This window comes from Azospirillum rugosum (genome assembly GCF_017876155.1).
Lineage (GTDB): Bacteria > Pseudomonadota > Alphaproteobacteria > Azospirillales > Azospirillaceae > Azospirillum > Azospirillum rugosum.
This window is the reverse complement of record NZ_JAGINP010000017.1, coordinates 138,225-150,919: the sequence shown is the minus strand read 5'-3', so window position 1 is coordinate 150,919 and position 12,695 is coordinate 138,225. Positions and strand designations below refer to the sequence as shown.

The following is a 12,695-nucleotide window of genomic DNA, read 5'->3' as shown; positions in this document are numbered from 1 at the left end:
AGCGCAGTATACGTCCGCTCCCACGCTGCGGCGCCCTTTCACGGGGTGCCAACAAGGATGGCGCGGTGGCAGAGTGGTGATGCAGCGGACTGCAAATCCGTCAATGCCGGTTCGATTCCGGCCCGTGCCTCCATCCTTCTTTCCTTGAACGATCCGTCGACGTGTCTTCGCCGTGCAGGCATCACCTGCAGCGGCGCGTTTTCGCGTCTTCACGGTCCGCTCCGGCGATGAAAAATCGATCCGCATTTTTTGTCATCAAAAGGCTTGGCAAGCGTCCGAGGGTTCGCTATAACGCCGCCCACGCCGACAACGGCGCGACTGATCCCGGTTAGCTCAGTCGGTAGAGCAGCGGACTGTTAATCCGCGTGTCGCTGGTTCGAGTCCAGCACCGGGAGCCACTTTGAAAAGGCCAAGTTCCTTTGCGGAACTTGGCCTTTTTGCTTTTCTCATACTCCGATCGGCGTGGGCCGAAAGATCAGGCCGCACTGTCCGGCCGTCGGATGCGGCTCCCCTGCCCCATACCCACATACATTCACAGGGCTGTCGACTTCGGTACCTGGGCGTGTATGGCGGCGGAGGGGCCCGTGACACTTCAGGACGAACACACTCATTCCAATGGGCCGGCCAACGGACCGGCCAACGGACCGGACGGCAACTGGGGTGCCGTCAGCGCCATGCTCGTCGTTTTGGTCGTCATGATCGTCGTCGTGGCGATCCTGGAGGCGGACCGGCGTCAGACGCAGGTGGGCGGCGAATTCCTTCTTTTGGAAAGCCGGCGCACGATGGTGATGGCGCCACTGCCCCGCTGACGGAGGGCAGGCGCCACATCCTTACTGACCGTTCAGGCGTCCTGGTCGTCGTAGATGATGCGGTCGTCCGCTGAGTCGCCCACCGGCTCGCCGATGTCCCGCTTCCACTCGCCGCACCAATCGGTGGACAGCGTGATCGGGAACCGGCCTTCCGGGTCGCGGGGGGTCACGACGGGCGGGAAGCGCCGGCACAACCCCTTCGGGCCGCGCTGGCGGATCCCCTGCCCTTCCCAGAACAGGCACGTGTAGCAACTGTCGATTCGCTTCATCGCGGGGGCGCTCTCCTGAACAAGCGGCGCCGGCTGAGCGGCCGGCGCGCAACGTCGCCAGTGTCGGCCAGCCGGCGCCCCCGCGTCGATGGAGAAATGGCCACATGTCCGGTTCCAGGGTCCGGTTCCCTGGCCCGGCGTCAGCGGAACGCGCGGTTACTCGTGCCGGGGCTTGGCGACGCGCAGCTCATCCATGTTCTGGACGTAGAAGGCCTTGATTTCCGCGTCCAATTCACGGCGGCGCCTTTCGTCCGGCGAGCCGGCCGGCGCGTCGGACAGGCGCTGGAACTCCTCGACGGCCCTTTCGAGGTCGCGTTCGTTGTTGATGGGCATGTCGGCTTCCTCCGTTGTCTCAGTCCCGGGTAACACCGGCGAGGGGCCGCTGGTTTCATTTCTAGACGTTCCGGTGCGATCTCCACTTGATGGCCCCACTTGATGGCGGCGTTCCCGCTCTCATCTCATTCCTGTGGACCGCGTGACGGCCGTCCGGCCCGACTCGGATCCCGGTGAAGGAGGGACGCATGACGGGTCGCTGGCGCCGCATCTCCTGGTCCATGGCACTCCTAGCCGGAGCCCTTCTCGCCGGTCCGGAGCTGGTCATCGGGGCAACGTCGCCGGCCTTGGCGGACGAGTTGAACGCGGAAGCGCTGGCCCGCGCCGTCGTGCGGATCAACGCCACCATCCTCCCCGACGCGCAGAGCGCCCAAACCCTCGGGACCGAGCGGGAGGGCACCGGTGTGGTCATCGACGGATCCGGCCTGATCCTCACCATCGGCTACACGGTCGTGGAGGCGGCGCAAATCCAGGTCACCGCCGGCGATGGCCGCGGATATCCAGCCGAATTGGTCGCCTACGACCAGTCGACCGGATTCGGGCTCGTCCGCGCCGGCCTGGACTTCGCCGCGTCCCCCATGCGGATCGGCGATTCGGAGTCGCTGAAGGAAGGCGATGCCGCGCTGATCCTGAGCCGGCACGGTCCGCAGCCGGCCCAGCCGGTGCTGGTCGTGGGCAAGCGGGAGTTCGCCGGCTATTGGGAATATCTGCTGGACGAGGCGATCTTCACCAGCCCGCCCATCGCCGGCTTCAACGGCGCCGCGCTGGTTGACCGCAAGGGCCAGCTGGTCGGCGTCGGTTCGCTGATCGTGCGCGACGCCATGCCCGGGCACGCGGCGGTGGCCGGCAACATGTTCGTGCCGGTGTCCGCGCTGAAGCCGATTCTGTCCGATCTCCTGGCCTACGGGCGCCGGCAGGACCCGCCTCGCCCCTGGCTGGGCGTGACCCTGCGCGAGGAGCAAGGCCGCTTGCTGGTCGAACGGGTCACTCCGCAGAGCCCAGCCGAATCGGCCGGGGTGAAGGCCGGCGACCAGATCGTCGGGGTGGGCGGGCAACGCTTCTCCAGCCTCGCCGACTTCTACCGAAAGCTTTGGGGCCTCGGTCCGGCGGGCGTCGCCGTCCCGCTGGAGGTGATGCGCGGCCCGAAGCTTGAACCCGTCACCGTTCGGTCGGTCGACCGGTATCGGACGCTGAAGCTCAATCCGACGTTCTGACGCAGCCACGGCTGCTCGCCCATCACCGATTGATGCGCTACATCCTTGGCTCGACCAGCCGCAGACCGCGCCAAGGAGACGAGCGCCCATGAGTGATCGGGGAATCGGCAACCACCCGGACATCGACGTCGTTGAGAAGAAGACCGCCTACGACGGCTATCTCCAGATCGACGTCTACCGCCTGCGTCACAAGAAGTTCGACGGAGGCTGGACCGACCTGCTGCCCCCGCGGGAGGTCTGCGTCCGCGGGCAGGCCGTCGGTGTGCTGCTCTACGACCCCGACCGCGACAGCGTCGTGCTGATCGAGCAGTTCCGGGTCGCTGCCGCCGCGGCCGGAGGTCCGGCATGGCTGACCGAGATCGTCGCCGGCCTGCTGGACGAGGGCGAAACGCCCGAAGACGTGGCGCGGCGCGAGGCCCGGGAGGAGGCCGGCTGCACCGTGCAGGAGATCGAGACGATCTGCGACTACTTCCCCAGCCCCGGCGCCTATGACGAGCACGTCACCGTCTTCTGCGGCCGCGTGGACTCGGGCGGCATCGGCGGCATCGGAGGCCTGGAGGAGGAGCACGAGGACATCCGCATCAGCGTCGTGCCCGCGGACGAGTCCATCCGCCTGCTCGACGAAAACCGGCTGAACAACTCGATTGCCATCATCGCGCTGGGCTGGTTCGCCCGCCACCGCGAGCGTCTGCGCGCGCAATGGCGGCGGGTATAAGTCCCGGAATTTACAGCACGACTTTGTTCAATGCTGCATTTCACGAGGTCTGCTTGAATTCCCCGAACGGGGTGCCGATAGTGTTGTGGAGATTTTCATTCGACTCGGGAGAGACTCCGTGGACATCCGCACCGGCTTCATCGGCTCGATCGGCAACACGCCGCTGATTCGGCTGGAAGGCCCATCGAAGGCCACGGGATGCGAGATCCTTGGCAAGGCGGAGTTCCTGAACCCTGGCGGATCGGTGAAGGACCGCGCGGCCCTGGCCATCGTCCGCGACGCCGAACGCCGGGGCCTTCTGCGCCCCGGCGGCACCATCGTGGAAGGCACGGCAGGCAACACCGGCATCGGCCTGGCGCTGGTCGGCAACGCCCTGGGGTACCGCACCGTCATCGTCATGCCGGAAACGCAGAGCCAGGAGAAGAAGGACATGCTGCGCCTGGTCGGCGCCGACCTTCGCCTGGTTCCCGCGGTCCCCTATTCCAACCCCGACAACTACGTCCGCTACTCCGGCCGCCTGGCCGAGGAGTTGGCGAAGACGGAGCCGAACGGCGCCGTCTGGGCCAACCAGTTCGACAACGTCGCCAACCGCGAAGGGCACCGCCTGACCACCGGGCCGGAAATCTGGTTCCAGACGGAAGGCCGGATCGACGCCTTCACCTGCGCGGTGGGCAGCGGCGGCACGCTGGCCGGTGTCGGGCTTGCGCTGAAGGAGCGCGACCCGAACGTCCGCATCGTCCTGGCCGACCCGATGGGCGCCTCGCTCTACAATTTCTACGCCCATGGAGCGCTGAAGGCCGAGGGCAGCTCGATCACCGAAGGAATCGGCCAGGGCCGCATCACCGCGAACCTGGAAGGCGCGCCGGTCGACCAGGCGATCCAGGTCACCGACGAGGAAGCTCTGCCGGTCATCTTCGACCTGATCAAGACGCAGGGCCTCGTGCTCGGCGGCTCGTCAGGCATCAACGTCGCGGCGGCCATCCGCATCGCCCGCGAAATGGGGCCGGGCCACACCATCGTGACGATCCTGTGCGACGGAGGGCAGCGGTACCAATCGAAGCTCTTCAATCCGGCCTTCCTGCGTGAGAAGAATCTCCCCGTGCCCGACTGGCTGGACTCCTGACGCACCCGAGGGCCCCCCGAGGAATCATGCAGCTGATCTTCCGCGAAGACGCCTACGCCAAGTCCTGCTCCGCCGTCGTCGCGTCGGTGGATGAGCGGGGGATTCGCCTGGACCGCACGGTCTTCTACCCCAACGGCGGTGGGCAGCCGGGCGACACCGGCGTGCTGCGCCACGCGGACGGTGCGGTGCGGATCGTCGACACGGTCAAGGGCGACGGGATCGACGACGTGGTCCATGTGCCGGAGCCCGGCGCCGCCCTGCCCGCCCCCGGCACGCCGGTTGAGGCGGAGATCGATTGGGACCGGCGCCACCGCCACATGCGCATGCACACGGCGCTGCACCTCGTCTGCGCCGTGCTGCCCGGCGCGTCGATCACCGGCGCGCAGGTGGGCGCGGAGCGCAGCCGGGTCGACTTCAACCTGCCCACCGGGGCGCTGGACAAGGACGACATCGCCGCAGCGCTGAACGCCCTGATCGCCGCGGACACGCCGGTCGGCTTCCTGTGGATCACCGACGATGAGCTGGACGCCAACCCGGAGCTGATCCGCACGCTGACGGTGAAGCCGCCCCGCGGCTATGGCCGCGTGCGCCTGGTGGACATCGCCGGCGTCGACCGCCAGCCCTGCGGCGGTACGCACGTGGCGCGGCTGGGCGAGATCGGTATGCTCGACGTCCTGAAGATCGAGAACAAGGGCAAGCAGAACCGGCGCGTCGTCGTCGCGCTGAGGGACTGACGAAAGAATCGAGAGGAAGACCGCGCCATGACCGAATCGCTTCCCGGCCCGATCGTGTCCACGGACTGGCTCAGCCGCAACCTGGGCGCCGCCGACCTGCGCATCCTCGACGCGTCCTGGTTCATGCCGGGATCCGATCGCGATCCCCGCGCCGAGTTCGCGAAGACCCACATCCCCGGCGCCGTGTACGTCGACATCGACGAGGTGGCCGAGCCCAACACCCACCCGCTGCCGCACATGGTGCCGGACGAGGCGACCTTCGGCGCCAAGGCCGGGGCGCTGGGCGTCGGGAACGACGACACGGTGGTGGTCTACGACAGCGCTGGCATGGCCACGGCGGCGGCCCGCGTGTGGTGGCTGTTCCGTCTGTTCGGGCACAGCCGCGTCGCCGTCCTGGACGGCGGCTTGCCGAAATGGCTCGGCGAGAGGCGCGAGACGGCATCCGGGCCCGCCGCCCCGGTTCCGAAATCCTTCGTCGCCAAATTGCAGCCCGCGTTGCTCCGCCGTGTGGACGACGTGCTCGCCAACATTGACCGCCGTGACGATCAGGTCGTGGATGCCCGTGCGGCCAACCGATACGAAGGCGCGGTAACGGAGCCCTGGCCGGGCCGCCGCAGCGGCCGCATCCCCGGCAGCCTGAACCTGCCCTTCAACGAGCTGATCGATCCGTCGTCCAAGACGCTGCTTCCCGCCGACGCGATCGCGGAGCGGGCCAAGGCCGCCGGCATCGACCTCGGCCGCCCGGTGGTTGCCTCCTGCGGCAGCGGGGTCACCGCCTGCGTGATCGCGCTCGGCCTCGCGGCGGCGGGCAAGGACGACGTCGCGGTCTATGACGGCTCCTGGGCGGAATGGGGGCTCCGTCCGGACCTGCCGCTGGAAACCGGACCGGCGGCGCGCTGACCATGACCGCGCCGGCAGACTGGCCAGCCGGTTGGACCATCCGCCCGTTCGCCGAGGGCGACCAGGACGCCGTCGTCGCTCTGTGGGACGCTTGCGGCTTGCTGGTTCCCTGGAACGATCCGGCGGCGGACATCGCCCTGGCCCTGTCCAGGCCGAGTTCGACCATCCTGGTGGGCACGGAGGATGACCGGCTCGTGTCCTCTGTCATGGTGGGGCACGACGGGCACCGCGGCTGGTTCTATTACCTGGCGGTCGACCCGGCCTGCCGGGGCCGCGGCTATGGCGCCGCCATGGTCGCGGCGGCGGAGCGCTGGCTGGCGGATGCAGGCATGCCCAAAGCGCAGTTGCTTGTGCGCGAGACGAACCGCAGGGTGATGGCCTTCTACGAGCGGCTGGGCTACGCCGCGTCGCCCGTTACCATGATGCAGAAATGGCTAAAGACACCTTCTCCCTGACGCCGTCGTCCCTGGCCTCCTCGCGGATTCCCGTCGCGGTCCCGCCCGGCTGCCTGTCGGTCATCGTCACCTACCTGGAGATGACCGCTCCGCCGACCCACGCGCCGCTGCCGCGGCCGGCTGGCGACGTGGCGCTGGTGCGGGCGAATCCGCCGACGGCGTCCTTCTACCGCTATCTCTACGACACCGTGGGCGAGCCCTGGCTGTGGCACGAACGCCGGCGCATGCCCATGCCGGACCTCGGCCGCGTCGTCACCGACCCGCGCGTCGAGGTGTGGGTGCTGTACGTGAACGGAGCCCCCGCCGGCTTTGCCGAGATCGACCGGCGGGAGGCCGACACCGACCTCGCCTATTTCGGCCTCATTCCGGATTTCATTGGCCTGAAGCTCGGCCCCTGGCTGCTCGACACGGCGATTCGCCTGGCTTGGCAGGGCAACACGAAGCGCCTGCTGGTCAACACCTGCACCTTCGACCACCCGAAGGCTCTGCCGCTCTACCAGTCCATGGGGTTCGTTCCGGTGCGCCATGTGACGCGCGAGATTCGGGATCCGCGCCTTCAGGGATGGCTGCCGCGCACGGCTGCCCCGCACATCCCGATCATCGAGTAGCGTTCGTCCCATCGGCCGAGTATCGATCGTTCATCCGCGCGGCCCCGCAAGGCGGGCGGCGTGGCGTGCTCTTTTCTTGGATCGCTCCTCATGCTCAAAGGTACCCTGTTCGCCTTCCTGGCCTTTGCGGTCTTCGCCTGGGGCGACGCCGTGGTGAAGGCGATCGGGCATGGGCTCGACCCCTTCGAGGTGACCTTCATCGGCTATCTCCTGCCGTTCCTCCTCTCGCCCGTCTTCATGAGGAAGGGTGACCGGCTCGACCATCTGTTCCGGTGGAAGCGGCCCTGGCTGATGGCGCTGCGGCTGCTGTTCGTGGCCATCTCGACTCCGCTCAGCGTCATGTCCTTCCGCAGCCTGCCCTTTGCGGAGGCCTTCGCGCTGCTGTTCCTGATGCCCAGCCTCGTGACGGTGATGTCCATCCTGGTGCTGAAGGAACCGGTGCGCTGGCGCCGCCGGCTGGCGGTCTGCGCGGCGTTCGTGGGCGTGCTGATCGTGGCGCGCCCGGGGTTCCGCGAATTGCTGCCCGGCCATTTCGCGGCGATCGGCTGCGCCTTCGCCTCGGCCGCGACCGTCATCACCGGCCGGATGATGGGACAGACGGAGCGGCGCTTCACGCTGATCGGGACGGTCTTCCTGTCCACCGCCCTGCTGTCCGGCGTGCTGATGGTGCCGAACTTCACCTGGCCGACGCCCACCCAGTGGGTCCTCGCCCTGTCCTTCGCCGTGACGACCTTCGCCGCCCAGGCCCTGTTCACTCTGGCCGCGACCTACGCTCCGGCGGAGCGGGTCGGCGCCGCGCAGTACAGCCAGATCCTCTGGGCGCTGGCGATCGGGGCGGCCTTCTTCGACGAATGGCCGGACGTCTGGTCGCTGGTCGGCATCACCATCGTGGTGGGCTCGGGCTTGTTCATCTTCGCGCGCGAACAGGCGGTGCACCACACGGCCGAGACAAATCCTGCCCCCGAACCCGGCCCGGTGCCGGTCCCGGTGAGCGGCAAGCCCTGAAGCCCCCTCAGCTGAGGATTTCGCCGAGAGCCGCAACCAGTGCGCGGTTCTCCTCCTCCCGGCCTACGGTGATGCGCAGGCAGTCGATCAGCCCGTAGTCGTGCACCGGCTTCACCAGGATCCCCCGCCGAGCCAGATGATCCAGGACGGCCTGCACGCCGAGCGACGGGTCGGTGGGGATGCGCGCCAGGATGAAGTTGCAGACGCTGGGGTAGACCCGCACGCCCACCTGCTCCAGCTCATGGCTCAGCCAGGGCAGCCACGCGCTGTTGTGGGCGTAGGTCGCCTCCTCATGCTCCGTGTCGAGCACGGCGGCAGCGGCGGCGGCCTGGGCGGCGATGCTGACGTTGAAGGGACCGCGCGCCTGATTGATCGCCTCGATGACCGCGGCCGGACCGTAGGCCCAGCCGACCCGCAGCCCGGCGAGCCCGTGCATTTTGGAGAAGGTGCGGACCATCAGCACGTTGTCGCAGTTCTCCACCACCTCGGTGCCGTCGCTGTAGTTGTCGCGCCGGCAATAATCGGCGTAGGCCGAATCGAGCACCAGAAGCGTGTGTGGCGGCAGGCCGGCGCGCAGGCGCTGCACGGCCTCGGTCGGAATGTAGGTGCCTGTGGGGTTGTTCGGGTTGGCGAGGAAGCAGATCTTCGTCTTCGCGTTCGCCCGGTCGATCATCGCCTCCACGTCCACCACGAGATCGCGCTCCGCCGCGATGACCGGCGTGGCGCCGGCGGCGCGGATGGCCTTCATGAAGCCGCGGTAGCCGTGCTCGTGGCACAGCACCTCGTCGCCCGGCCCGGCAAAGGCCTGTGTGACGAGGTGGATCATCTCGTCGGACCCGGCGGCGCAGGTGATGCGGTGGGGATTGATGTCGTAGCGCTGGCCGATGGCCCGGCGAAGCTGGTCCTGCGCCCAATCCGGGTAGCGGTGGATCTGCCCGGCGGCGTGCCGGTACGCGTGGAGAGCCTTCTGGCCCGGTCCCAGCGGATTCACCGTCAAGGACAGATCGACCCAGGCAGCACCCCCGTCCTGCGGCGGGCGGGCGGGCCGGTAGGGCTTAATCTGCCCAATGCCGGGACGTGGGCTCAGCAGCTCCATGACGCGGTCTCCGTTGTGCAACGCATCGAAAGCACGAACGGGCCGCATTCAACCGGAAAACGGCGCAACCCGCCAGTGCTCAGTGCGGGTTGCGCCGGTTTACCGCGCCGCGATCAGCGGCGTATCGCGATCAATGGTTCAGGATCTGGCTGAGGAACAGCTTGGTGCGGTCGGACTGCGGGCTGTTGAAGAACTCGTTCGGCGTGTTCTGCTCGACGATCTCGCCGCGGTCCATGAAGATGACGCGGTCGGCGACCGACTTGGCGAAGCCCATCTCGTGCGTGACGCAGAGCATGGTCATGCCGTCCTCGGCCAAGCCGATCATGACGTCCAGCACCTCCTTCACCATCTCCGGGTCCAGCGCGGAGGTCGGCTCGTCGAACAGCATGACTTTCGGGTTCATGCAGAGCGACCGGGCGATGGCGACGCGCTGCTGCTGGCCGCCGGAGAGTTGGCCGGGGTACTTGTGCGCCTGCTCGGCGATGCGCACCCGCTTCAGGTACTTCATCGCCAGTTCTTCCGCCTCCGCCTTCGGCTTCTTGCGGACCCAGATCGGCGCCAGGGTGCAGTTCTCCAGCACCGTCAGGTGCGGGAACAGGTTGAAGTGCTGGAACACCATGCCGACTTCGCGGCGGACCAGCTCGATGTTCTTCAGGTTGCCGGTCAGCTCGATGCCGTCGACGATGATGTTGCCCTTCTGGTGCTCCTCCAGCCGGTTCAGGCAACGGATCAGCGTGGACTTGCCGGACCCCGACGGGCCGCAGATGACGATGCGCTCGCCCTTCTGGACCGACAGGTTGATGTTCCGCAGGACGTGGAACTCTCCGTACCACTTGTGCACGTCCTGGCACCGGATGACTTCCCCGCCCGCCGGGAAGGTGCGCTTGGTGCTCACGGCTTCGGCCATGCTCATGTCTAACCCCTTTCCCTTTTTAGCGGCGGTGACCGCGACGCAGATCGCGTTCAAGCTTTTGGCTGTACTTGGACATCGAGAAGCAGAAAACCCAGTAGATGACGCCGATGAACAGGTACGCCTCGCGGTAGAAGCCGCGCCACGCCGGATCGGACAGCGCCGCCTTCGCGGTGCCGAGCAGGTCGTACAGGCCGATGATGATCACCAGCGAGGTGTCCTTGAAGAAGCTGATGAAGGTGTTCACCAGCGGCGGGATGGAGATGGCGAGCGCCTGCGGCAGGATGATCTTGCGCATCCCCTGCCAGTAGTTCAGGCCCAGCGCGTCGGCCGCCTCGTACTGCCCCTTCGGGATCGCCTGCAGGCCGCCGCGGATGGCTTCGGCCATGTAGGCCGCGGCGAACATGATGAAGGCGATCTGCGCGCGCAGCAGCTTGTCGATGTTCACGCCGGTCGGCAGAAACAGCGGGAACATGACCGACGCCATGAACAGCAGGCTGATCAGCGGGACGCCGCGGATCAGCTCGATGTAGGTCACCGACACGACGCGGATCGCCGGCAGCTGCGACCGGCGGCCGAGCGCCAGCAGGATCGACGCCGGGAAGGCGACGGACAGGCCGATCACCGACAGCATCAGCGTCAGCGGCAGGCCGCCCCACAGCGTGTTCTCGACGTAGCTGAGGCCGAACACCCCGCCCCACATCAGGATCGCCACGGCGGCGATGCCGGCGACCCAGGCCAGACCGAGCCACGGCTTCCAGAAGCGGCGGTCGCAGCTGATCAGGACCAGCGCGATGATGATGGCGATGGTCACCAGCGGGCGCCACTGCTGCTCGTACGGGAAGGTGCCGAACAGGATGAAGCGCAGCTTCTCGCTGACGAAGGTCCAGCAGGCGCCGCCGTTCGCCCGGCATTCCTGGGGCGTCGTGCCGATGGCGTTGGCGTGGAAGATCAGCCAATCCAGCAGCGGCGGAATCGCCCGCGCCAGCCCATAGATGATCAGGATCGTGAGGAGCGCGTTGTACCAGCTGTTGAACAGGTTGTTGCGCAGCCACGCGATGGGGCCGACGGTGTTGGCCGGCGGCCGCTCGTCGGGGATGCTTCCGGTGTGGACGTTCTCGGTCATGGCCGTCAGCGCTCCACCAGCGCGATGCGCTTGTTGTACCAGTTCATGAAGATCGAGATGCCGAGGCTGATCGTCAGGTAGGTGCCCATGATCATCGCCACGCCTTCGATCGCCTGGCCGGTCTGGTTCAGCGTCGTGTTGGCGATGGAGACGAGGTCCGGGTAGCCGATGGCGAGCGCCAGCGAGCTGTTCTTGGTCAGGTTCAGGTACTGGCTGGTCAGCGGCGGCACGATCACCCGCAGCGCCTGCGGCAGGACCACGAGGCGCAGCGTACGCCCGCTGTTGAGGCCGAGCGCGCGGGCGGCCTCCGTCTGGCCCCAGTTCACGGCGACGATGCCGCTGCGCACCACCTCGGCGATGAAGGCTGCGGTGTAGACGGTCAGGCCGGTCAGGATCGCGAAGAACTCCGGCGAGATCACGGCACCGCCGCGGAAATTGAATCCCTGCAGCTGCGGGACGTCCAGCGCCGTCGGCGCGCCGCCCGCGATGTAGGCGATCAGCGGGAAGCCGACCACGAGGCCCAGCGTCGTCAGGCCCGTCGGAAACGGCAGGCCGGTCCGCGCCTGGCGCGTCCTCGCCCAGCGGTGCACGAAGATCGCCACGATCACCGCCAGGGCGAGCGCGAATGCCATCTCACCCCAGACGGGGTCGGCGACGGGAACCGGCACGAACAGCCCGCGCTGCGACAGGAACACGCCCGGAATCGGGTTCAGCGCCTGGCGCACCGGCGGCATGCTGTCCGACACGATCGCGTACCAGAAGAACAGCTGCAGCAGCGGCGGGATGTTGCGCACGATCTCGACGTAGGTCGAGGCGATCTTGGCGATCAGCCAGTTGCTCGACAGGCGCGCGACGCCGACCACCGTTCCCAGCACGGTCGCCAGGACGATGCCGATGATCGACACCTTCAGCGTGTTCAGCACCCCGACCAGGAAGGCCCGCCCGTAGGTGTCGCGCGGCGAATAGTCGATGAGGCTCTCGCCGATGCCGAAGGACGCCTCCCGTTCCAGGAAGCCGAAGCCCGTGGCGATGGAGCGCCGCGACAGGTTGTCGAGCGTGTTGTGAATCAGATACCAGCCCACCGCGACGACGATGCCGACCACCAGAACCTGGTAGAAAACGGCACGCACCGTCGGGTCGCTGAGGGAAAACGATGAACCACCCTGCGCGCCGCGCACGGTGTCCCGGGTCTCGCTGGCCACGGTTCTCTCCCCTCACCATCGTGCCGTTGCCCGCAGGCCGCCTCCCAAGGTCAGCCACGGTCACGCGCGACGATACGGACATCTCCCAAACGGAGGGCGACGCAGGCCTTGTTTTTAGCGCCTTTTGCGCCGTCGCATCCGTAATCAAAAGGCGAACCGCCCGCCTCCCTGCAGGCGGGCGGTTCCAGACCAGATC

15 protein-coding genes and 2 tRNA genes are annotated in these 12,695 nt (G+C 67.5%); 11 read left to right on the top strand and 6 right to left on the bottom strand.

Features of this window, described 5'->3' with window-relative positions; genetic code table 11:
* The first annotated feature begins 59 nt into the window (after positions 1 to 59).
* The 3 genes from J2851_RS22440 to J2851_RS22430 all read left to right on the top strand — a co-directional run bounded on the left by J2851_RS22440 (position 60) and on the right by J2851_RS22430 (position 809).
* Positions 60 to 133 (top strand) — tRNA-Cys (locus J2851_RS22440).
* Positions 134 to 322: 189 nt separating this feature from the next.
* A tRNA-Asn gene (locus tag J2851_RS22435) sits at positions 323 to 398 on the top strand.
* Between the two features lie 186 nt (positions 399 to 584).
* Positions 585 to 809 (top strand): hypothetical protein, encoded by a 225-nt coding sequence (locus J2851_RS22430; protein WP_209769020.1) that lies wholly within the window; start codon positions 585 to 587, stop codon positions 807 to 809.
* Between the two features lie 32 nt (positions 810 to 841).
* Here J2851_RS22430 and J2851_RS22425 read toward each other — a convergent pair whose 3' ends face one another.
* Both J2851_RS22425 and J2851_RS22420 read right to left on the bottom strand, forming a co-directional pair.
* A complete protein-coding gene (locus J2851_RS22425; protein ID WP_209769019.1) occupies positions 842 to 1,078 on the bottom strand; it encodes a hypothetical protein in 237 nt (78 codons plus the stop codon).
* A 156-nt stretch (positions 1,079 to 1,234) separates the two neighbouring features.
* Complete coding sequence (locus tag J2851_RS22420; RefSeq protein ID WP_209769018.1) at positions 1,235 to 1,411, bottom strand: hypothetical protein; 177 nt, start codon at positions 1,409 to 1,411, stop codon at positions 1,235 to 1,237.
* A gap of 188 nt (positions 1,412 to 1,599) precedes the next feature.
* Here J2851_RS22420 and J2851_RS22415 point away from each other — a divergent pair, with 188 nt between their 5' ends.
* The 8 genes from J2851_RS22415 (at position 1,600) to J2851_RS22380 (ending at position 8,165) form a co-directional block, all read left to right on the top strand.
* Positions 1,600 to 2,625 carry a S1C family serine protease gene (locus J2851_RS22415; protein ID WP_209769017.1) on the top strand — a complete coding sequence of 342 codons (1,026 nt, stop codon included), beginning with the start codon at positions 1,600 to 1,602 and terminating at the stop codon, positions 2,623 to 2,625.
* 88 nt (positions 2,626 to 2,713) lie between these two features.
* Positions 2,714 to 3,340 carry an NUDIX domain-containing protein gene (locus tag J2851_RS22410; RefSeq protein ID WP_209769016.1) on the top strand — a complete coding sequence of 209 codons (627 nt, stop codon included), beginning with the start codon at positions 2,714 to 2,716 and terminating at the stop codon, positions 3,338 to 3,340.
* A gap of 118 nt (positions 3,341 to 3,458) precedes the next feature.
* Positions 3,459 to 4,463 (top strand): cysteine synthase A, encoded by a 1,005-nt coding sequence (locus tag J2851_RS22405; RefSeq protein WP_209769015.1) that lies wholly within the window; start codon positions 3,459 to 3,461, stop codon positions 4,461 to 4,463.
* A gap of 26 nt (positions 4,464 to 4,489) precedes the next feature.
* Complete coding sequence (locus J2851_RS22400) at positions 4,490 to 5,197, top strand: alanyl-tRNA editing protein (protein WP_209769014.1); 708 nt, start codon at positions 4,490 to 4,492, stop codon at positions 5,195 to 5,197.
* A 27-nt stretch (positions 5,198 to 5,224) separates the two neighbouring features.
* A complete protein-coding gene (gene sseA / locus J2851_RS22395; RefSeq protein ID WP_209769013.1) occupies positions 5,225 to 6,097 on the top strand; it encodes a 3-mercaptopyruvate sulfurtransferase in 873 nt (290 codons plus the stop codon).
* A 2-nt stretch (positions 6,098 to 6,099) separates the two neighbouring features.
* Positions 6,100 to 6,552, top strand: coding sequence for a GNAT family acetyltransferase (locus J2851_RS22390; RefSeq protein ID WP_209769012.1), 453 nt, complete (start codon positions 6,100 to 6,102; stop codon positions 6,550 to 6,552).
* On the top strand, positions 6,528 to 7,160 hold the full coding sequence (locus J2851_RS22385; RefSeq protein ID WP_209769011.1) for a GNAT family N-acetyltransferase: 633 nt from the start codon (positions 6,528 to 6,530) through the stop codon (positions 7,158 to 7,160). Before J2851_RS22390 ends, J2851_RS22385 begins: the two co-directional genes overlap by 25 nt.
* Positions 7,161 to 7,250: 90 nt before the next feature.
* A complete protein-coding gene (locus J2851_RS22380) occupies positions 7,251 to 8,165 on the top strand; it encodes a DMT family transporter (RefSeq protein WP_209769010.1) in 915 nt (304 codons plus the stop codon).
* A gap of 7 nt (positions 8,166 to 8,172) precedes the next feature.
* Here J2851_RS22380 and J2851_RS22375 read toward each other — a convergent pair whose 3' ends face one another.
* The 4 genes from J2851_RS22375 to J2851_RS22360 all read right to left on the bottom strand — a co-directional run bounded on the left by J2851_RS22375 (position 8,173) and on the right by J2851_RS22360 (position 12,499).
* Positions 8,173 to 9,261: a pyridoxal phosphate-dependent aminotransferase gene (locus tag J2851_RS22375; RefSeq protein ID WP_209769008.1), complete on the bottom strand. Its 1,089-nt coding sequence runs from the start codon at positions 9,259 to 9,261 to the stop codon at positions 8,173 to 8,175.
* Between the two features lie 130 nt (positions 9,262 to 9,391).
* Complete coding sequence (locus J2851_RS22370) at positions 9,392 to 10,174, bottom strand: amino acid ABC transporter ATP-binding protein (RefSeq protein WP_281416073.1); 783 nt, start codon at positions 10,172 to 10,174, stop codon at positions 9,392 to 9,394.
* Positions 10,175 to 10,193: 19 nt separating this feature from the next.
* A complete protein-coding gene (locus J2851_RS22365; RefSeq protein ID WP_209769007.1) occupies positions 10,194 to 11,297 on the bottom strand; it encodes an amino acid ABC transporter permease in 1,104 nt (367 codons plus the stop codon).
* A gap of 5 nt (positions 11,298 to 11,302) precedes the next feature.
* A complete protein-coding gene (locus J2851_RS22360) occupies positions 11,303 to 12,499 on the bottom strand; it encodes an amino acid ABC transporter permease (protein WP_209769006.1) in 1,197 nt (398 codons plus the stop codon).
* Between the last annotated feature and the right edge of the window lie 196 nt (positions 12,500 to 12,695).